This is a genomic window from Micromonospora solifontis (assembly GCF_003725545.1).
In the GTDB taxonomy this organism is placed as follows: Bacteria; Actinomycetota; Actinomycetes; order Mycobacteriales; family Micromonosporaceae; genus Micromonospora; species Micromonospora solifontis.
Window position 1 is genome coordinate 36,993 of record NZ_RJLN01000035.1, and the last position, 20,466, is coordinate 57,458.

Here is a 20,466-nt window from a genome sequence, read left to right on the forward strand (position 1 = left end):
TGCTGAGATCAGGAGCTGAGCTGCAGCCGGAGCCAGAGCCCGATCCCGACGATGCACGCGAACCAGACGATCCCGACCAGAACGGTGTACCGGTCGAGGTTCTTCTCGGCCACCGACGAGCCGGCCAGGCTGGAGCTGACGCCGCCGCCGAACATGCTCGACAACCCGCCACCCTTACCTCGGTGCAGCAGGATCAGCAGGGTGAGCAGGATGCTCGTGATGATCAACAACACGATCAACGTGTACGCGAACGCGATCGGCATGGCGGGGGTCAGTCCTCTCGTAGCGATCAGCTGCCCGGGCTGGTCGGGCATGGCGGCACCGGCCTGCGGACGGGCAGCGTCAAGGATAGCGAGCGATCAGCGGGCGATGTGCTCCGGGAACCGGCAGATCTGCGCGAATTCCTCGGCGTCCAGGCTGGCGCCCCCGACCAGGGCCCCGTCCACGTCCGGCTGGGCCATGATCGAGGCCACGTTCGACGCCTTGACCGACCCGCCGTACAGGATCCGGACCTGCGCGGCGGTGCTCTCGTCGTACGTCTCGACGAGCCGCTTGCGCACCTCGCCGCAAACCTCCTGAGCGTCCTCCGGGGTCGCCGTCTTGCCGGTGCCGATCGCCCAGACCGGCTCGTACGCGACGACGACCTTGGTGACCTGCTCCGGGGTGAGCCCCTTGAGCGCGCCGTCGAGCTGGTCGCAGCAGTGCGGCACGTGCTTGAGCTGCTCGCGGATCTCCAGCCCCTCACCGATGCACAGGATCGGCGTGAGGCCGTTCTCCAGGGCGGCGGCCACCTTGGCGTTGACCAGCGCGTCGTCCTCGTGGTGGTACTGCCGCCGCTCGGAGTGCCCGACCACCACGTAGCTGCAGCCCAGCTTGGCGAGCATCGGCCCGGCGATGTCCCCGGTGTACGCGCCCGACTGGAACGGCGACAGGTCCTGCGCGCCGTAGCCGATCAGCAGCTTGTCGCCGTCCACCGCGGTCTGCACGGTCCGCAGGTCGGTGAAGGGCGGCAGCACCACGCACTCGACGTCGGTGAGCTGCTTCTCGGTGAGGCTCGCGGCCAGCTTCTGCACCAGCAGATTGGCCTCGAGGTGGTTCAGATTCATCTTCCAGTTGCCGGCCATCAGCGGCCGGCGGGTGGTGCTCGACATTCAGTTCTCCAGGGCCGCGATGCCGGGGAGGGTCTTGCCCTCCAGGTACTCCAGGGAGGCGCCACCGCCGGTGGAGATGTGCCCGAACGACGACTCGTCCAGGCCCAGCGCCCGCACCGCCGCGGCGGAGTCACCCCCACCGACCACGCTGAACGCGTCGGCCTTGGTGATCGCCTCGGCGACCCCCCGGGTGCCGTTGGCGAACGCGGCCATCTCGAACACGCCCATCGGACCGTTCCAGAAGATGGTCTTCGCCTGCGACAACGCGGCCGCGAAGCCGGCCACCGTCTCCGGACCGATGTCCAGGCCGAGCCGGTGGCTCGGGATGCCGTCGGCCCGCACGACGTCGTGGTCGGCGTCCGGGGCGAAGGCGGTTGCCGCCACCACGTCGACCGGAAGCATGATCTTGCCCGGCTCACGCTCCATCAGGTTGCGGCAGGTCTCGACCATCTCCTCCTCCAGCAGCGAGGTGCCCACCTCGTGGCCCTGGGCCTTGAGGAAGGTGAAGCACATCCCGCCGCCGATGAGCAGCCGGTCGACCGTGGGCAGCAGCGCCTCGATCACGGCCAGCTTGTCGGAGACCTTCGAACCGCCCAGCACCACCACGTACGGCCGCTCCGGCTCGCCGGTCAGCTTGCTGAGCACCTCGACCTCGCGCAGCACCAGGCGGCCGGCGAAGTGGGGCAGCCGGGCCGGCACGTCGTGCACGCTGGCGTGCTTGCGGTGCACCGCGCCGAACGCGTCGTCGACGTACGCGTCGCCGAAGGCGGCGAGCTGGTCGGCGAAGGCGCCCCGCTCGGCGTCGTCCTTGCTGGTCTCACCCTTGTTGAAGCGCAGGTTCTCCAGCAGGGCGACCTGGCCGTCGGCCAGGCCCTCCACGGTGGACCGGGCGGAGTCGCCGACGGTGTCCTCGGCGAAGTGGACCGGGGCGCCGAGCAGTTCGCCCAGCCGCCCGGCGACCGGGCGGAGGCTGAACGCCGGGTCCGGCGCGCCCTTCGGGCGGCCCAGGTGCGAGCAGACGACCACCTTGGCGCCGGCCTGCACCAGCGCGCCGAGGGTCGGCAGGACGGCCCGGATACGGCCGTCGTCGGTGATCTCGCCGGTCTGCTTGTCGAGCGGGACGTTCAGGTCGGCGCGCACCAGCACGCGCCGACCCGACACCCCCTCGCCGAGCAGGTCGTCGAGGTTGCGGATGCTCACAGCGACGAACCCACCAGCTTGACCAGGTCGACCAGGCGGTTGGAGTAGCCCCACTCGTTGTCGTACCAGCCGACGACCTTGACCTGGTTGCCGATCACCTTGGTCAGCGGCGCGTCGAAGATGCAGGACGCCGGGTCGGTGACGATGTCCGCGGAGACGATCGGGTCCTCGTTGTAGACCAGGATGCCCTTGAGCGGGCCGTCCGCGGCGGCCTTGAGCGCGGCGTTGACCTCGTCCACGCTGGTCTCCCGGCCGACCGTGACGGTCAGGTCGGTGGTGGAGCCGGTCGGGATCGGCACCCGCAGCGCGTAGCCGTCCAGCTTGCCCTTGAGGTCCGGCAGCACCAGGCCGATCGCCTTCGCGGCGCCGGTCGAGGTCGGCACGATGTTGAGCGCGGCGGCCCGGGCCCGGCGCAGGTCCTTGTGCGGCGCGTCCTGCAGGTTCTGGTCCTGCGTGTACGCGTGGATGGTGGTCATCAGACCCTGCTGGATGCCGAACGTGTCGTGCAGCACCTTCGCCATCGGGGCGAGGCAGTTGGTGGTGCAGGAGGCGTTCGAAATGATGTTGTGCTTGGCCGGGTCGTACTGGTCCTGGTTGACGCCCATGACCACGGTGACGTCCTCGTTCTTCGCCGGCGCGGAGATGATGACCTTCTTGGCCCCGCCGTCGATGTGCGCCTTCGCCTTGGTGGCGTCGGTGAAGAAGCCGGTGGACTCGATGACGACGTCGGCGCCGACCTCGCCCCACGGCAGCTTCGCCGGGTCCTTCTCGGCGTACGCCTTGATGGTCTTGCCGCCCACGGTGATCTCGTCGGCGGTGGCCTTCACCTCGTGCGGCAGGCGGCCCAGGATGCTGTCGTACTTGACAAGGTGGGCGAGCGTGGCGTTGTCGGTCAGGTCGTTGACCGCCACGACCTCGATGTCAGCGCCGGACGCCAGCACTGCCCGGAAGAAGTTGCGGCCGATCCGGCCGAAGCCGTTGATGCCAACCCGGATGGTCACAGGTCCCATCTCCTCGCGTTCTGGTCCGCCGGCGTGAGACACCGGCCGGCGGAGATGTGTTCGCCGACCGTTGGAGCCGGCCGTCGTCGGTTCATCTCGGCCACCCCGCCGCGCGGTCCGTGGGGACCTGACCGCCCGAGGCGGTGAGCACGGCGAGGAGGGCCTGTGCCGGCCCCCTTGCCGTACGCAGCGACCTTATCCGAGCGCGCGCCGCCGCGCTGCGGCGGGTGGAGATCACTCCCGCAGCGCGACGCCTCACCGTCCTATCAGACCACGAGCATGTCGGGCGTGACGGCCGCTTCCGTATCCGGGATGCCCAGGTCGCGGGCCCGCTTGTCGGCCAGCGCGAGCAGCCGGCGGATCCGGCCGGCGATGGCGTCCTTGGTCAGCGGCGGGTCGGCGAGGGCGCCCAGCTCCTCCAGGGAGGCCTGCCGGTGCTCCAGGCGCAACCGGCCAGCGGAGGTGAGGTGGTGGGGGGCGTCGTCGGCGAGGATCTCCAGCGCCCGGGTCACCCGGGCGGCGGCGGCGACCGCGGCGCGGGCGGACCGGCGCAGGTTGGCGTCGTCGAAGTTCGCCAGCCGGTTGGCGGTCGCCCGGACCTCCCGGCGGACCCGCCGCTCCTCCCAGGCCAGCACGCTGGAGTGGGCGCCGATCCGGGTGAGCAGCGCGGCGATCGCGTCGCCGTCCTTGACCACCACCCGGTCCACCCCGCGCACCTCGCGGTTCTTGGCGGTGATCCCGATCCGGCGGGCCGCGCCGACCAGCGCGAGGGCCGACTCCGGGCCCGGACAGGTGATCTCCAGCGCGCTCGAGCGGCCCGGCTCGGTGAGCGAGCCGTGCGCCATGAACGCGCCCCGCCACGCGGAGACCGCGCAGCAGACGTTCGCCGCCACCACGTGCGGCGGCAGGCCCCGCACCGGGCGGCCCCGCACGTCCAGCAGGCCGGTCTGCCGCGCGAGGGCCTCGCCGTCCTTCACCACCCGGACGATGAAGTGGCTGCCCTTGCGCAGCCCGCCCGAGGCGAGCACGTGGATCTCGCTCGGGTACCCGTAGACCTCGGCGATCTCCCGGCGCAGCCGCCGGGCCACCGCGCCGGTGTCCAGCTCCGCCTCGACCACCACGCGGCCCGACACGATGTGCAGGCCGCCGGCGAAGCGCAGCAGGGCGGCCATCTCCGCCCGCCGGCAGCAGGGCTTGGGCACGTCGACCCGACTCAGCTCGTCCTTGACCGCAGCCGTCATCGCCATAGTGCGCCCCCTCACGGACCGGTTCCGGCGTGTCGCCGGTGATTACGTACGTGTCTAACGATCGGCGCCCAGGACAGGCACCAGCGCGGTGCCCAGCGCGGCCGGATCATGACGGGGCGTGCCGTCCGGGACGGCGACGGGGGCGAGGACCAGCCGGGCACCCAGCGATTCTGCCGCACGTCCGACCGCCGCGGGGTCACCCACCGCCGTGGAATCGGCCAGCACCATGTCCACCTTCAGCTCGGGCAGATAGCGCCCGAGGGTGTCCAGATGGTCGGCCAGGGAGAGCCCCTGGGTCTCCTTCTCCGCCACCAGGTTGAGGGTCACCAGCCGGCGCGCCGGGCTGGACACGATCGCGTCAGCCAGCCCCGGCACCAGCAGGTGCGGCAGGACGCTGGTGTACCAGCTGCCCGGGCCGAAGATCAGCCAGTCCGCTTCGCGTACCGCGGCCAGCGCCTCCGCGCAGGCGGCCGGCGCGGCCGGGCTGAGCCGCAGCGACTCGACCCGGCCCGAGGTGACCGCCACCTGGTGCTGGCCGCGCAGCGTGCGTACCTCGTCGGGGGCGGCCGGGTCGGCGCCGCGCACCCGGGCCTCGATGCCGACCGGCTGCCGGGACATCGGCAGCACCCGGCCGACCGCGCCGAGCATCGCGCCGGCGTGGTCGAGCGCGGCCACCGGGTCGCCGAGCAGCTCCATCAGGCCGCAGATCAGCAGGTTGCCGACCGCGTGCCCGGCGAGCGAGTCGGCCGCGCCGCCGGCCACGTGGGCCAGCCCCGCCTCGAACCGGTGCTGGAAAAGCGCGGCGCTGCGCCGGGTCGCCGGGTGATCGCCGGCCAGGGCGACCAGCGCCTGCCGCAGGTCGCCCGGGGGCAGGCCGCCGCGCTCGGCGCGCAGCCGGCCGCTGGAGCCGCCGTCGTCGCCGACGGTGACCACCGCGGTGATGTCCAGGTCCAGCTCGGGTACGCAGCGGCGCAGCGCGCGCAGCGACGCGGAGAGCCCGTGCCCGCCGCCGAAGGCGACCACCCTGATCGGGGTCATTCCCGCCCCAGGTCCCGGTGCTGGGCGTTGGCGGCGATGCCGGACTGGCGCAGCCGAGCGGCCAGTTCCTCGGCGATCGCGACGCTGCGGTGCTTGCCGCCGGTGCAGCCGACGGCGACGGTCAGGTAGCGCTTGCCCTCCCGCTCGAAGCCGGCGGTGGTGGCGTTGACCAGGTCCGCGTACCCGGCCACGAAGGCGTCCGCGCCCTCCTGGCCCAGCACGTACGCGCTGACCGCCTCCTCCCGCCCGGTGTGCTCACGCAGCTCCGGCACCCAGTACGGGTTGGGCAGGAACCGGGCGTCCATCACGAAATCGGCATCCGGCGGGAGGCCGTACTTGAAGCCGAAGGAGAGCACGGTGATCCGCAGCCGGCGGGCGTCCTCCCCGCCGAACAGCTCCTCGACCCGGCGGCGGAGCTGGTTGACGTTGAGGTGGCTGGTGTCGATGATCACGTCGGCCTGGTCCCGCGCCTCCTCCAGCAGGGCACGCTCGACGGCGATGCCGTCGGCCAGCCGGCCGTCGCCCTGCAGCGGGTGGGACCGGCGGACGCTCTCGAACCGGCGGATCAGCACGTCGTCGTCGGCGTCGACGAAGACCACCCGGGGCTGGAAGCCGCGCTCGCGCAGCTCCCGGATCGCCCCGGCCAGGTCGGTGGAGAAGGCACGGGAGCGGACGTCCAGCACCATGGCCGTACGCCGGGCCGCGCCACCGGCCTTGAAGGCCAGCTCCGCCATGTCGAGCAGGAGCGCCTGCGGCAGGTTGTCGACCACGTAGTAGCCGACGTTCTCCAACGCTCGCGCCACCGTGCTGCGACCGCCGCCGGAGAGGCCGGTGACCACCACGAGGGTGGTCTCCGCCTCGGTCGGCGCCGGCTGTCCGACGGCTGTCTCCCTACCGGTCGGCACCAGGTCGCCCGTCCGCGCCTCGCTCACCGTTACCCCCAAGCCGTGGCGCCGCGGCCGCCCGGCCGCGCATGGTCAGTCAGCGACTCTAACGGCTGCACACCCGTCCGGGATTCCACGGGTGACGACCGGAACAGGTACTTGTCCGGTTTGCCGGGGTCAGCGGCAGGTCAGGAAGCGCGCGGTGGGGTCGGGTCCGCTACGGTTGGCCGGTGCGGCAACTCACTGACGAGACGGTCCTGGCCGTTGGCCGGCTGACGTTGGCCGCGACCGAGTTGGAGTACCTTCTCGCGGGCATCGGGGCCGATCAGGCCGACGCCGATCCTGCCGCGATCTTCACCGCTTCCGGCGAGCCGGTGCGGGCGGCACGGCGTTCGGCCCAGCTCGCCTCCCCGGACCGTCGTGACGAGTTCGTCGGGCTGGTGGAGGCTGCCGCGACGTACCTGGCGCAGAGCCGGAGCGCCGTGCGCGCGATGTGGTTCGAGAGCAACCGGGTCAGCGCGGCGACCTTCGACGAGATCTCCAGCCTCATCCTGCGCTGCCGAGACCGGTTACAGACGGTGGTCGACGAGGTTTCTCCCACCCTGTCCGCTCCACCTCGACCTCGGTGAACAGCGGCACTACTCGTTGGTGAGCTGCTCTCGCAGGATGTCCGCGTGCCCACAGTGCTGGGCCAGCTCGCGCAGCACGTGGAGATACACCCACCGCAGCGGAAGCGGGCCCCGGCGGTGCCCGTGCAGGATGTCGTCCAGACCCAGGGATGACGTCGCCTGGCGTGATGCCTCGCAGGCTTCGCGGTGTGCGTGCTGAACGGTGGCGATCGTGTCGTCGTCATCGAGGATGAACGACTCCTCTGACCTCGCGGGGATGCCGATCTCGGCGCGCGACCGGCACGTGACGGCCTCGTCGAACCAGACCTTCTCCACGAAGGTCGCGTGCTTCACGAGACCCAGCAGCGTGGTCCGGGAGGCCACCAACGATCGGCGCGCCTGTTCCTCGGTCAGCCCGTCCAGACAGCCGTTGAGCGCGGCGCGGTGCTCGTCGAGGAACGCCTCGAACTGGGCCCGGACCGGCTGCGCGACGACCTGGTCGGCGAAGGTGGGCGGATAGGAAGGCATGGGCGAAAGCATTTCAGACCGTCGCCCAGGAGCGGTCGAGGGTGCGTCTCGAAGGAACGGCGGTCGATCCTTCCCGCAGTCACCACGCCCGGCTGCCTTGAGCGGAGTTTCCGGGATGGTGTCGTATCAAGGCGCAGCCGTTCGTGGAACTGGTACGGCGGCCGGCCGGACCGCCGCCCCTACGAGTCGGGAAGAGCCCCGTCCGGGGGCTGGGAGGAGACGACCATGACGGAATACCTGATCGCTTTCAACGACGAGTGGGTGCCCGACCACACGGCGGAGGAGGTACGCGAGAAGGCCACGGCCGTCCGGGCCGTGATCGAGGAGATGCAGGCCGACGGTGTCCTGATCTTCACCAACGGCGGGCTCGACCGATCCACCGTCGTGTGCAGTGTCGAGCCGGTTGCCGGCACGCCCGTCTTCACCGACGGCCCGTACGTCGAGACCAAGGAGCATCTCGGCGGCTTCGCCGTCGTGGACGTGCCCGACGACGCGGCGGCGCGATACTGGGCCGGCAGGCTCGCGACCGTGCTCGACTGGCCGCAGGAGGTGCACCGGTTCCGAGGTCCCGGGCAGGTCCGGCGTAACGGCTCTGTGGAGAGGTGAGCGCGGTGTGCAGGCACCTGCGGTCCGACCTCGACGTGGCCCTGGCGCTCGCCGCCGAGGGGTCAAGAGCGTGCCGCACCGAGGCATCCGTCCGAGCATTGCTGGAACCGTGACTGAACCCACCGTCGGACCGACGATCACCCGCGTCCACCACGAGGAGTGGGCGCGAATGGTCGCCGGCCTCGCCCGGCGCTTCGGTGACCTCGACGTCGCCGAGGAAGCGACGGCCGAGGCGTTCCTGGCGGCGGCGGAGCGGTGGCCGCGCGAGGGCGTACCCGCCAATCCCGCCGGTTGGCTCGCCACCACCGCGACCCGCAAGGCGATCGACCGGCTCCGGCGCGAGTCGCAGCGCGACGCCAAACACCAGGCGGCCCGGATCATCTACGACGACACCCCTCCTGAGCCGACCGGCCCGGTCGAGGACGACCGGCTCAGGCTGCTCTTCACCTGCTGCCATCCCGCGCTCGCGTTGGAGGCCCGGGTGGCGCTCACCCTGCGCCTGGTCGGCGGCCTCACCGTCCCCGAGATCGCCCGCGCGTTTCTGGTGCGGGAGACCACGATGGCGCGCCGGATCACCCGCGCCAAGGCGAAGATCAAGGCGGCGCACATTCCCTACCGGGTGCCCTCGGCCGACGACATCCGTGAGCGGCTCGCCGGCGTGCTCGCGGTCGTCTACCTCGTCTTCAACGAGGGCTATCTCGCCAGCGAGGGGGACCACCCCGTACGCGTCGAACTCACCGACGAGGCGATCCGTCTCGGTCGTCTGCTCCGTACTCTCCTCCCGGACGACGGCGAGGTGGCCGGCCTGCTCGCCCTGATGCTCCTCACCGACGCCCGGCGGCCGGCGCGCGTGTCCCGCACCGGGGAGCTGGTGACCCTCGACGAGCAGGACCGCGGCGCCTGGGACCGCAGCCTCATCGCCGAGGCCAGTGCCCTGATTCGCGAGCGGATCGAGGTGGTGGCGGCCGGCGGTGACCCACCCGGGCGCTACCAGCTTCAGGCCGCGATCAACGCCGTCCACACCGATGCCCCATCCGCCCGGGACACCGACTGGTCCACGATCGTCGCCCTCTACGGCCGCATGGTGCTGCTCGACCCCTCGCCGATCGTGCGGCTCAACCGGGCGGTCGCGGTCGCCGAGGTCGACGGCCCCGGGGTCGCGCTCGCCGAGATCGACCGGCTCGCCGAGGTCCTTGACGGCTACCACGCCTTCCACGCCGCGCGCGCCGACCTGCTGCGGCGACTCGGGCGCAGCGGCGAGTCCCGGGCGGCGTACGACCGGGCCATCGGTCTCGCCGGCAACCCCGCGGAACGGGCCTACCTCACCCGCCGCCGCGACCAGCTCGCCGGCTGATCGACATGTGCAGCCGGCCCGGGACAGCACCGGCGGCCGCGGCGACCGGGACGCGTCGTCGGCATCCTGTCCGGGGCCGCTCGTAGACTGCGCGGATGGTCTCCCCCACCGATCAGCGGACCGAAGACGCGCTGCGGGTGCTCAACCGGGTGTTCGGCTACGACACCTTCCGCGGCTTCCAGCAGGAGGTCGTCGAGCACGTGGTGGCCGGCGGCGACGCGCTGGTGCTGATGCCGACCGGCGGCGGCAAGTCGCTGTGCTACCAGATCCCGGCGCTGGTCCGGGACGGCGTCGCGGTGGTGGTCTCGCCACTGATCGCGCTGATGCAGGACCAGGTCGACGCGCTCACCGCCGTCGGCGTCCGGGCCGGCTTCCTCAACTCGACGCAGGATCTCACCGAGCGGCGCCGGGTGGAGGCGGCCTTCCTCGCCGGCGAGCTGGACCTGCTCTACCTCGCCCCGGAGGCGCTCGCGGTCCGGTCCACCGTCGCCCTGCTGGAGCGGGGCCGGATCGCGCTGTTCGCCATCGACGAGGCGCACTGCGTGTCGCAGTGGGGGCACGACTTCCGCCCGGACTACCTCAACCTGTCGATGCTGCACGAGCGGTGGCCGGGGGTGCCGCGCATCGCGCTGACCGCCACGGCGACCCGGGCCACACGCACGGAGATCGCCACCCGGCTGCAGCTCACCGACGCCCGGCACTTCGTGGCCAGCTTCGACCGGCCCAACATCCAGTACCGGATCGTGCCCAAACGGGAGCCACGTAAGCAGCTGTTGAGCCTGCTGCGGGACGAGCACCCGGGCGACGCCGGCATCGTCTACTGCCTGTCCCGGGCCTCGGTGGAGAAGACCGCCGAGTTCCTGGTGCAGCAGGGCATCGCCGCGCTGCCGTACCACGCCGGGCTGGACGCGGCGACCCGGGCCGGCAACCAGCAGCGCTTCCTGCGCGAGGACGGGCTGGTCATGGTCGCCACCATCGCCTTCGGCATGGGCATCGACAAGCCGGACGTGCGCTTCGTCGCCCACCTCGACCTGCCCAAGTCGGTGGAGGGCTACTACCAGGAGACCGGCCGCGCCGGGCGGGACGGGCTGCCGTCGACCGCCTGGCTCGCGTACGGGCTCCAGGACGTGGTGCAGCAGCGCAAGATGATCGAGACGTCCGAGGGCGACCTGGCGCACCGGCGCAACCTCGCCGCGCACCTGGACGCCATGCTCGCCCTCTGCGAGACGGTCCGCTGCCGTCGCGCGCAACTCCTCGAATACTTCGGCGAGAGCGACACCGCCAACTGCGGCAACTGCGACACCTGCCTGGAGCCGCCGGAGTCCTGGGACGGCACCGTCCCCGCCCAAAAGCTGCTCTCCACCGTCTACCGGCTCGACCGCGAGCGCAACCAGCGGTTCGGCGCCGGGCACAGCATCGACATCCTGCTCGGCAAGCGCACCGACAAGATCGACCAGTACGGCCACGATTCGCTGAGCACCTTCGGCATCGGCACCGAGCTGCGGGAGGCCGAGTGGCGGGGGGTGGTCCGGCAACTGCTCGCCGAGGGGTTGCTCGCCGTCGAGGGCGACTACGGCACCCTCGCCCTCACCGAGACCAGCGCCGAGGTGCTGGGCCGCCGGCGTACGGTCACCCTGCGGCGCGAGCCGGAGCGTCCGGTGTCCGGCCGGTCCGCCAAGCCGCGTGGTGCGGCGACCGTCGTCGCCGACCTCGCCCCGGCCGCCGTGCCGGTCTTCGAGCGGCTGCGCGCCTGGCGGGCGGCCACCGCGAAGGAGCAGGGCGTACCGGCGTACGTGATCTTCCACGATGCCACGCTGCGGCAGCTCGCCGCCGAGGCGCCGGATTCCCTGGCCGAGCTGTCCCGGATCAACGGCGTCGGCGAGAACAAGCTCGCCAAGTACGGCGAGGCGATCCTCGCCGTACTCGCCGAGTCCTGAGACGCCGAAGGGCCCGACCCCGTCCGGGGTCGGGCCCTTCGTCACTGCCTCAGCGTCAGGAGCTGTAGCCGCGGCTGGCGATCCAGTGCGCCAGGGCGTCCACGTCCATCCGGTACGAGGCCATGTCCGGGTTGGCCGAGTCGGCGATCGTCACGACCTTGCCACCGTCCCGGTAGCCCACCACGCTGATGTAGTGGCCACCCTCGAAGGAGTGGGTGTTGCCGTCGGTGTCGGTGGCGGTGCCGGCGATGTTGGCGACCACGGCCCGGCCGTCGTCCACGGCCTTGACGATGTCAGTGCGCAACTGCTCGACGTGCTTGGCGTCGACCTTGTCCACCGGCATCTCGGTGCTGTGGTACGCGTTGCGACCGGTCTCCTTGTTCAGCACCGGGGTGATGTCGTTGATGCTGTTGGTGCCGTTCTCGGTGGTGCCCATCTCGCGGGCCATGGCGTCGACGTCGATGTTCTTGCCCTGCACGCTCAGCGCGTTACGGGTGGCGGCCGGGCCACAGTAGTAGAAGTTCGGCTGGGCCTCGTAGCGGACGTTGAGCTCCCGCTCGCCGCCGTGCTTGCGGTCGGTCTGCACCTGCGCCGTCGGCTTGGCCTCGGCGGCGTGCGCGGCGATGGCGGGGCCGGCGATCCCACCGGCGGTGGCGGCGAAGCCGGCAGCGGTCAGAACGGTCTTACGCAGCAGAGTGGTAGCCATGATGAAGTCACGCCTTCCATTCGGGGGTTCCGCGGCACCCGCGAAAGGGGGGTGCGGTGCGTGCCGCGAGAAAAGGGGGGAAAGTCTGCGAGAGGGTGGGCCCGGCGGTCGGGGGGTGACCTGCTCGGGCGGCCCGGGGATGTAACGACCGGGGGCGGGGGGGTGATTCCCTCGACCTCACCGGCTCCATGGACCAGGCGTTCGCGGTCCGGGGGATGTAACGACGGCCGGTGGCCGGTCATTCCGACCGGGGCTGCCGACCCCTTGCGGGGGCGGTGGTTGCCGCGCGGTCTGCCATGTTCAACGACCCCCGCCCCGCCATCATTCCGCCCGTGGGATGGCCCCGGCCACACGACACCGGGCCCATCAACCACCCAGTGGGCCTGACAGGGACATCCCCACGACCAGCGCAACCGCACAGGCCCTCCGATACCGGACACCCAGTCCACCCGGCCCGCCATGACCGGTCAGCAGCCGACCGGACACGAGACCCCCGTCGCCCACTCCAGCCCGGGCCCACACCATCCCCCGGCGGGCTCTGCGGTCGGTGGAACGCTATGGAGGTCACCGGCGCCCGGAGACCTCCATAGCGTTCCACCCACGGGACCGCCTCCGGCCAGGACCGGACAAACACCCCTATAACGACCTTCCCGGCCGGCCCGCGAGGCCGGCCGCTCGCGTGACCCGACACGACATCGCCGATCCGGCGGTATCCGACAGCCCACCCCCACCTCGACCTGCACGGGCCGACCCGCCCGAAGCGCGGGTTGCCGCAGTTTGGCGTGGGCTCGACTGGTGATGCCCCGGGTTGCCGCATCCGGAGTCGATCCAGACGTCCGCCATCGGCGCTCCCTCGGCGCCGCCATCCGGACATTCTTCGCGCCCAGGGCCGGCAATGATCGACTCGGGCTGCGGCAGGTGGGGGTGACCACTGGCCAGGATGCGGCCGTTTGCGGCAGCCGGAGTGGATCGAGCACTCCGGCCACGCCGACCTCGCCGAAGGTGCCCGCCGACCTTCGGGCCGGGCGCGGCGGGCGCGACGGTCAGGGGGTGGGGGTGGCCTTGGCGTTCTCGTCGAGGGCGGCGAGGATCGCCTCGGCGGTACGCCGGCCCACGCCGGGCACCTCGGTGATCTCCTCGACCGTGGCGCCGGAGAGGCGCTTGAGCGAGCCGAAGTGCCGCAGCAGCGCCTTGCGGCGTACCTCACCGAGGCCGGGGATGTTGTCGAGCCCCGATTCGGTCATCCGCTTGGAGCGGCGCTGGCGGTGGAAGGTGATGGCGAACCGGTGCGCCTCGTCGCGTACCCGCTGGAGCAGGTAGAGCGCCTCCGAGGTGCGCGGCAGGATGACGGGGAACTCGTCGTCGGGCAGCCAGACCTCCTCCAGCCGCTTGGCCAGGCCGCAGAGCGCCACGTCGTCGATGCCGAGTTCGGCGAGGGCCTGCGCGGCCGCCGCGACCTGCGGGGCGCCGCCGTCGACCACGACCAGCTGCGGCGGGTACGCGAACTTACGCGGCCGGCCGGTCGTGGGGTCGATGCCCGGGCGGTCCGGGTCGCCGGCGGTCTCCTCGCCGATCTCCCCGGTCTCGGCGCGGGCGTCGAGGTAACGGGCGAAACGCCGGCGCAGCACCTCGGACATGGCGGAGAGGTCGTCGGTGGCGCCCCGGACGACGAACCGGCGGTATTCGCTCTTGCGGGGCAGGCCGTCCTCGAAGACCACCATGCTGGCGACCACGTCGGTGCCCTGGATCTGGGAGACGTCGAAGCACTCGATCCGCAGCGGCGACGTGCGCATGCCCAGCGCGTCGGCGATCTCGTCGAGGGCCTTGCTGCGGGTGGTCAGGTCGCCGGCGCGCTTGAGCTTGTGCCGGGCGAGCGCGTCCTTGGCGTTGCGTTCCACGGTCTCCAGCAGGGACCGCTTGTCGCCGCGCTGCGGCACCCGCAGCGTCACCCGGCTGCCCCGGCGGGTGGAGAGCCAGTCGGCGAGCGCGTCCACGTCGCCCGGCAGCTCGGGCACGAGCAGCTCGCGCGGCACGTCGGCCTCGCCCTGCTCGCCGCCGTACACCTGCGTGCAGAAGTGGTGCACCAGGTCGCCGGTGGTGACCTCCTCGGTCTTCTCCACCACCCAGCCGCGCTGGCCGCGGACCCGCCCGTCGCGCACGTGGAAGACCTGGACGGCGGCCTCCAGGGGGTCGTCGGCGAAGGCCACCACGTCGGCGTCGGTGCCGTCGCCCAGCACCACGGTCTGCTTCTCCATGGCCCGCCGCAGCGCCGCGACGTCGTCACGCAGCCGGGCCGCCCGTTCGAACTCGAGCTGCTCGCTGGCCTCCAGCATCTCCCGTTCGAGCTTGCGGACCATGGTGTCGGTGCGGCCGCCCATGAAGTCGCAGAAGCCGTTGACGATCTCCCGGTGCCGGTCGGCGGTGACGCTGCCGACGCAGGGCGCGGAGCACTTGCCGATGTAACCCAGCAGGCACGGCCGGCCCACCTGGCCGGCCCGCTTGAACACCCCGGAGGAGCAGGTCCGCGCGGGGAAGACCCGCAGCAGCAGGTCCAGCGTCTCGCGGATCGCCCAGGCGTGGGAGTACGGCCCGAAGTACCGCACCCCCTTGCGCTTGGCGCCCCGCATCACCTGCAGGCGCGGGTACTCCTCGTCGAGGGTGACCGCCAGGTACGGGTACGACTTGTCGTCGCGGTAGCGGACGTTGAACTTCGGGTCGTACTGCTTGATCCAGGTGTATTCCTGCTGGAGCGCCTCGACCTCGGTGGCGACGGTGATCCAGTCCACCGACTCGGCGGTGAAGACCATCTGCCGGGTGCGCTGGTGCAGGTTGACCGGGTCGGCGAAGTAGGAGTTGAGCCGGCTGCGCAGGTTCCGCGCCTTGCCGACGTAGATCACCCGACCGGTGCCGTCGCGGAAGCGGTAGACCCCGGGCGACTCCGGGATCGTGCCGGGCGCGGGACGGTAGGTCGAGGGGTCACTCACGCCATCAACCCTAGTCCGCACCCCCGACACCCCACCCCACCCCACGCCGACCACCCCCGCCCTGGTTGATCATGAAGTTGACGGCGATGTCGATCTCCGTGAACGCCGCTAACTTCATGATCGACGGGGTGGGGTGGGCCGGGATGGGGTGGGCCGGGCCCGGGGTGGGGTGGGGTTAGGCCAGGGTGATCTGTTCGCCGGTGACCTTGAGGTTCTTCGCGGGCAGCGGGCGGGTGGCGGGGCCCTGCTTGACCGAGCCATCGGTGATGGAGAAACGGCTGCCGTGGCAGGTGCAGTTGATGGTGCCGCCGTCGACGTTCGACACCGGGCAGCCCTGGTGGGTGCAGATCGGGTCGAATCCCTTGAACTCTCCCGCCTTCGGTTGGGTGATCACCACCCCCTTGGCCGCGAAGATCGCCCCACCGCCGACCGGGATGTCGGTGGTGCGGGCGAGCGGACCGGTGCTGTCCCGGTTGCCGCCCTCGGCGTCGCCCGCGCCGGTCGCGCCGGGGCCACCGCTGGTGGGCGCGGAGTTGCCCGGGCCCTGGTCGTCATCGCTGCCGCAGGCAGCCAGCACCACCGCCGCGCCCACCGCGCCGGCGCCCGCGAGCAGGGCCCGGCGCGTCCGTGCACCGGGCTCGGTCAACTCCTGGTCGTCCGTCATGTCCTGCCCTTCTCTCGGCTGCCGCCGCCTGTCGTAATGTGCGGCCACACTGCTGGACACGCACCACAGTTGCGCACGGTTCATACTGACGCGTCACGAAATGGACACCGAAAACGGGCGGGCCGGTGTCCCGGCCCGCCCGTCGTGACGTGTGGGTCAGCGTGCCCCGGCGGGAACCTTGCGGCTGCTCCGCGACCGCGTGGCGCCGTTGGCCTTGGCGGCCCGGGAGGTGGCCGCGGCGGCGCCCTTCGCCTCGCCGTCGAGCTTGAGCATCGGACGCAGGAACTGCCCGGTGTGGCTCTCGGGCACCTCGGCGACCTCCTCCGGGGTGCCGGTCGCCAGGACCGTGCCGCCCCGGTGGCCACCCTCCGGACCCATGTCGATGATCCAGTCGGCGGTCTTGATCACGTCGAGGTTGTGCTCGATGGTGATCACCGTGTTGCCCTTGTCGACCAGGCCCTCCAGCACCATCAGCAGCTTGCGGATGTCCTCGAAGTGCAGGCCGGTGGTGGGCTCGTCGAGCACGTACACGGTCCGCCCGGTGGACCGCTTCTGCAGCTCGGAGGCGAGCTTGACGCGCTGCGCCTCACCGCCGGAGAGCGTCGGCGCGGGCTGGCCCAGGCGCACGTAGCCCAGGCCGACGTCGACCAGGGTCTTGAGGTGGCGGTGGATGGCCGGGATGGCGGAGAAGAACTCGGCCGCCTCCTCGATCGGCATGTCCAGCACCTCGGCGACCGTCCGGCCCTTGTAGTGCACCTCCAGGGTCTCCCGGTTGTACCGGGCGCCCTTGCACACCTCGCAGGGGACGTAGACGTCCGGGAGGAAGTTCATCTCGATCTTGATGGTGCCGTCGCCGGAGCAGGCCTCGCAGCGTCCGCCCTTGACGTTGAACGAGAACCGGCCGGGGCCGTACCCCCGGACCTTGGCCTCGGTGGTCTCGGCGAAGAGCTTGCGGATGTGGTCCCAGACGCCCGTGTAGGTGGCCGGGTTCGACCGCGGGGTCCGCCCGATCGGCGACTGGTCGACACCGACGACCTTGTCCACGTGCTCCAGGCCGCTGATCCGGGTGTGCCGGCCGGGGACCAGCCGGGCGCCGTTGATCTGGTTGGCCAGCACCGCGTGGAGGATGTCGTTGACCAGCGTCGACTTGCCGGAGCCGCTGACCCCGGTGACCGCGATGAGCTGGCCGAGCGGGAAGCTCACGGTCAGGTTGCGCAGGTTGTGCTCGCGCGCCCCGTGCACCACCAGCTCCCGGCCCGGGGTCTGCGGCCGCCGCATCGTGGGCGTCGGGATCGCCTTCCGCCCGGACAGGTACGCCCCGGTGACCGACTCCTCGTTGTCCAGCAGGGCCGGCACCGAACCGCTGTGCACGATCCGGCCGCCGTGCTCGCCCGCGCCCGGGCCGATGTCCACGATCCAGTCGGCGACCCGGATGGTGTCCTCGTCGTGCTCGACCACGATCAGCGTGTTGCTCAGCCCGCGCAGCCGCAGCAGGGTCTCGATCAGCCGGTGGTTGTCGCGCTGGTGCAGGCCGATGGACGGCTCATCGAGCACGTACAGCACGCCGACCAGGCCGGAGCCGATCTGGGTGGCGAGCCGGATGCGCTGCGCCTCGCCGCCAGAGAGGGTGCCCGCCGGGCGGTCCAGGGAGAGATAGTCCAGCCCGACGTCGAGCAGGAACTTCAGCCGGGCGTTGATCTCCTTGAGCACCCGCTCGGCGATCATCTTCTGCCGGTCGGTCAGCTCGATGCCGGCCAGCAGGTCGGCGGCCTCGCCGACGGAGAGGTTGCAGACCTCGGCGATGCTCTTGCCGGCCAGGGTGACCGCGAGCACCTCGGGCTTGAGCCGGGCGCCGCCGCAGGCCGCGCAGGGCACGTCCCGCATGTAGCCCTCGTACTTGTCGCGCGACCACTCCGACTCGGTGTCCGAGTGCCGCCGCTCGATCCACTGCACCACGCCCTCGAAGCCGGTGTAGTAGGAGCGTTCGCGGCCGTACTTGTTGCGGTAGCGGACGTGCACCTGGTCGTCGGAGCCGTGCAGGATCGTCTTCTGCGCCCGGGACGGCAGCTTGCGCCACGGAGTGTCCAGGTCGAAGTGCTCGGCCTCGCCGAGGGCCTCCAGCAGGCGGAGGAAGTATTCCAGGTTGTGCCCGGTCGCCCAGGGCTGGATGGCGCCCTCGCGCAGGGTGCGCTCCGGGTCCGGGATGACCAGCTCCGGGTCGACCTCCTTCTTGGTGCCCAGGCCGGTGCACTCCGGGCAGGCGCCGTACGGGGCGTTGAAGGAGAAGACCCGGGGCTCCAGGTCCTCGATCGCGAGCGGGTGGTCGTTGGGGCAGGCCAGGTGCTCGGAGTAGCGGCGCTCCCGGCCCGGGTCGTCCTCGGCCAGGTCGACGAAGTCGAGCAGGACGATGCCCCCGGAGAGCCCCAGCGCCGCCTCGACCGAGTCGGTCAGCCGCTGCTTGGCGCCCGGCTTGACGCTGAGCCGGTCAATGACCACCTCGATGGTGTGCTTCTCCTGCTTCTTGAGCTTCGGCGGCTCGGTCAGCGGGTGCACCACGCCGTCGACCCGGGCCCGCGCGTAGCCCTTCGACTGGAGCTCGGCGAAGAGGTCGACGTACTCGCCCTTGCGGCCGCGCACCACCGGGGCGAGCACCATGAAACGGGTGCCCTCGGCCATGGCCAGGACCCGGTCGACGATCTGCTGCGGGCTCTGCTTGGAGATCCGCTCGCCGCAGATCGGGCAGTGCGGCTCGCCGATCCGGGCGAAGAGCAGCCGGAGGTAGTCGTAGACCTCGGTGATCGTGCCGACCGTGGAGCGCGGGTTGCGCGAGGTGGACTTCTGGTCGATGGAGACCGCCGGGCTGAGACCCTCGATGAAGTCGACGTCCGGCTTGTCCATCTGGCCGAGGAACTGCCGGGCGTACGAGGACAGCGACTCGACGTAGCGCCGCTGGCCCTCGGCGAAGATGGTGTCGAACGCGAGGCTCGACTTGCCCGACCCGGAGAGCCCGGTGAAGACGATCAGAGCGTCCCGGGGCAGGTCGAGACTGACGTCACGCAGGTTGTGCTCGCGCGCGCCACGGATGATCAGTCGGTCGGCCACGGTGCGTGTGCTCCCGGAAGAAGAATGTGAGGCGGATCTGTCCGCTCGGACCGTGGTCTGAGCGGTTTTCGAGGGTTGTCGAGGCGCAGAAATACGCCTGGGCAACTCTAGCCCTGAGGTACGACAAACTTCGTCGCGCGCACATTCCCCCAGCTCACCACGGTCGGGCGGAGCGGGTGACGCCCCGCCCGACCGGCTCGCACCGGCGCGGTCAGAATCCGCCGGGACCGGGCGGCGGCGCCGGACGCGCGGTGCGCCGGCGCTCCCCCCGCCAGCTCCCCCGCCGCTGGGCGGCCAGCCGGGTCTCCCGCCGTCGGCTCTCGTACGCCACCTCGCGCTGGAGCCGGCGCCAGCTCTCCCAACGCCGCACGGGCAGCTCACCGCTCTCCAGCGCCGCGCGCACCGCGCAGGCTGGCTCGGCGTCGTGCGCGCAGTCGGCGTACCGGCAGCCGGTGGCCAGCTCGGCGATGTCGGCGAAGGCCCGGTCCAGGCCGGCCGTGCCGTCCAGCAGGCCGACCGCCCGGACGCCGGGGGTGTCCAGCACCGCCCCGCCGCCCGGGATCGGCAGCAGCGACCGCCAGGTGGTGGTGTGCCGGCCCTTGCCGTCCACCCGGCGGATCGCCTGGGTCCGCATCACCTGCGCCCCGGCGAGCGCGTTGACCAGGCTCGACTTGCCCGCCCCGGAGGGACCGAGCAGGCCGAGGGTGCGCCCGGCCGCGACATGCCGGCGCAGCGGGTCCAGGCCGGTGCCCCGCTCGGCGCTGACCGGCAGCACCGGCACCCCGGGGGCGAGCGCGGCGAGCTGCCGGGCCACCGCCTCCGGGTCGGCGGCCAGGTCCGCCTTGGTGAGCACGATCAGCGGCTCCGCGCCGGACTCGTGGGCCAGCGAGAGCAGCCGTTCGATCCGGGCCGCGTCCGGCTCGGGGTGGACCGGTTCCACCACTGCGGCGGTGTCGAGGTTGGCGGCCAGAACCTGGCCGCTGGCGTCCTTGCCGGCGGTCCGCCGGATCAGCGCGGTACGGCGCGGCAGCACCGTCTCGACGGTGACCGGCCCGTCCGGCCAGCTGGCCAGCAGCACCCAGTCACCGGCGCAGGGCAGGGCGGCCAGGTCGCGGGCGGCGGCGGCCAGCACCCCGCCGCCCAGGCTGGCCCGGACCGGCCCCTCCCGGCAGAGCACGGTGCAGATCCCGCGGTCGACGCGGGCCACCCGGCCCGGTCGCCTATCGGTACGACGTCCCACGTGTGCCGCCCGGTCGGCGTCCCAGCCGAGGGCGGTCAGGTCGATGTTCATGGTGTCCTCATCGGTGTCGAGGGGGTTCATGGCGGAACACGCGTGCTGCGACCGGCATGCTCACCACCTCCACTCCGACTCCCGGTGCCGCGTTCTGCGCCGACGGTAAGGGCCGCGCCGACGCGCCGAAAGCGATTTCCCCGGCGACGCGGCGGCGCCGTACCG

The 20,466-nt window shown here is 71.8% G+C and carries 17 protein-coding genes; 4 read left to right on the plus strand and 13 right to left on the minus strand.

Going from position 1 to position 20,466, the window contains the following annotated elements; translation table 11 throughout:
* Positions 1–8 precede the first annotated feature (8 nt).
* The 7 genes from secG to rapZ form a co-directional block, all read right to left on the minus strand.
* On the minus strand, positions 9–263 hold the full coding sequence (gene secG / locus EFE23_RS14475; RefSeq protein ID WP_123241446.1) for a preprotein translocase subunit SecG: 255 nt from the start codon (positions 261–263) through the stop codon (positions 9–11).
* 96 nt (positions 264–359) lie between these two features.
* The gene (tpiA, locus tag EFE23_RS14480; RefSeq protein ID WP_123241447.1) at positions 360–1,151 is read right to left on the minus strand and encodes a triose-phosphate isomerase; all 792 of its coding nucleotides are present in this window, start codon (positions 1,149–1,151) and stop codon (positions 360–362) included.
* Positions 1,152–2,351: a phosphoglycerate kinase gene (locus EFE23_RS14485; RefSeq protein ID WP_123241448.1), complete on the minus strand. Its 1,200-nt coding sequence runs from the start codon at positions 2,349–2,351 to the stop codon at positions 1,152–1,154.
* Entirely contained in the window at positions 2,348–3,352 is a 1,005-nt protein-coding gene (gene gap / locus EFE23_RS14490; protein WP_123241449.1) for a type I glyceraldehyde-3-phosphate dehydrogenase, read from the minus strand. The genes EFE23_RS14485 and gap overlap by 4 nt, the downstream gene beginning before the upstream one ends.
* Positions 3,353–3,618: 266 nt before the next feature.
* Positions 3,619–4,599, minus strand: a complete 981-nt coding sequence (gene whiA / locus EFE23_RS14495; RefSeq protein WP_088992890.1) for a DNA-binding protein WhiA — start codon at positions 4,597–4,599, stop codon at positions 3,619–3,621.
* Between the two features lie 54 nt (positions 4,600–4,653).
* Positions 4,654–5,637, minus strand: coding sequence for a gluconeogenesis factor YvcK family protein (locus tag EFE23_RS14500; protein WP_123241450.1), 984 nt, complete (start codon positions 5,635–5,637; stop codon positions 4,654–4,656).
* A complete protein-coding gene (gene rapZ / locus EFE23_RS14505) occupies positions 5,634–6,542 on the minus strand; it encodes an RNase adapter RapZ (protein ID WP_123241463.1) in 909 nt (302 codons plus the stop codon). Before rapZ ends, EFE23_RS14500 begins: the two co-directional genes overlap by 4 nt.
* A 209-nt stretch (positions 6,543–6,751) precedes the next feature.
* On the opposite strand from rapZ, the gene EFE23_RS14510 reads away from it, so the two are divergent.
* Complete coding sequence (locus EFE23_RS14510; protein WP_123241451.1) at positions 6,752–7,150, plus strand: hypothetical protein; 399 nt, start codon at positions 6,752–6,754, stop codon at positions 7,148–7,150.
* Positions 7,151–7,159: 9 nt separating this feature from the next.
* Here the strand turns inward: EFE23_RS14510 and EFE23_RS14515 are convergent, their stop codons facing one another.
* A complete protein-coding gene (locus EFE23_RS14515) occupies positions 7,160–7,657 on the minus strand; it encodes a DinB family protein (RefSeq protein ID WP_123241464.1) in 498 nt (165 codons plus the stop codon).
* Between the two features lie 225 nt (positions 7,658–7,882).
* On the opposite strand from EFE23_RS14515, the gene EFE23_RS14520 reads away from it, so the two are divergent.
* The 3 genes from EFE23_RS14520 to recQ all read left to right on the plus strand — a co-directional run bounded on the left by EFE23_RS14520 (position 7,883) and on the right by recQ (position 11,554).
* Entirely contained in the window at positions 7,883–8,263 is a 381-nt protein-coding gene (locus EFE23_RS14520) for a YciI family protein (RefSeq protein ID WP_123241452.1), read from the plus strand.
* A gap of 109 nt (positions 8,264–8,372) precedes the next feature.
* The gene (locus EFE23_RS14525; protein WP_255421140.1) at positions 8,373–9,617 is read left to right on the plus strand and encodes an RNA polymerase sigma factor; all 1,245 of its coding nucleotides are present in this window, start codon (positions 8,373–8,375) and stop codon (positions 9,615–9,617) included.
* 95 nt (positions 9,618–9,712) lie between these two features.
* The gene (gene recQ, locus EFE23_RS14530) at positions 9,713–11,554 is read left to right on the plus strand and encodes a DNA helicase RecQ (RefSeq protein ID WP_123241454.1); all 1,842 of its coding nucleotides are present in this window, start codon (positions 9,713–9,715) and stop codon (positions 11,552–11,554) included.
* Between the two features lie 55 nt (positions 11,555–11,609).
* On the opposite strand, the gene EFE23_RS14535 is transcribed toward recQ, so the two are convergent.
* The 5 genes from EFE23_RS14535 to rsgA all read right to left on the minus strand — a co-directional run bounded on the left by EFE23_RS14535 (position 11,610) and on the right by rsgA (position 20,301).
* A complete protein-coding gene (locus EFE23_RS14535) occupies positions 11,610–12,260 on the minus strand; it encodes a C39 family peptidase (RefSeq protein ID WP_123241455.1) in 651 nt (216 codons plus the stop codon).
* 1,043 nt (positions 12,261–13,303) lie between these two features.
* Complete coding sequence (uvrC, locus tag EFE23_RS14540; protein ID WP_123241456.1) at positions 13,304–15,244, minus strand: excinuclease ABC subunit UvrC; 1,941 nt, start codon at positions 15,242–15,244, stop codon at positions 13,304–13,306.
* Between the two features lie 175 nt (positions 15,245–15,419).
* Positions 15,420–15,908 carry a Rieske (2Fe-2S) protein gene (locus EFE23_RS14545; protein WP_123241457.1) on the minus strand — a complete coding sequence of 163 codons (489 nt, stop codon included), beginning with the start codon at positions 15,906–15,908 and terminating at the stop codon, positions 15,420–15,422.
* Between the two features lie 156 nt (positions 15,909–16,064).
* Positions 16,065–19,010, minus strand: a complete 2,946-nt coding sequence (uvrA, locus tag EFE23_RS14550; RefSeq protein WP_123241458.1) for an excinuclease ABC subunit UvrA — start codon at positions 19,008–19,010, stop codon at positions 16,065–16,067.
* Between the two features lie 211 nt (positions 19,011–19,221).
* Positions 19,222–20,301: a ribosome small subunit-dependent GTPase A gene (gene rsgA / locus EFE23_RS14555; RefSeq protein ID WP_123241465.1), complete on the minus strand. Its 1,080-nt coding sequence runs from the start codon at positions 20,299–20,301 to the stop codon at positions 19,222–19,224.
* Positions 20,302–20,466: the final 165 nt, after the last annotated feature.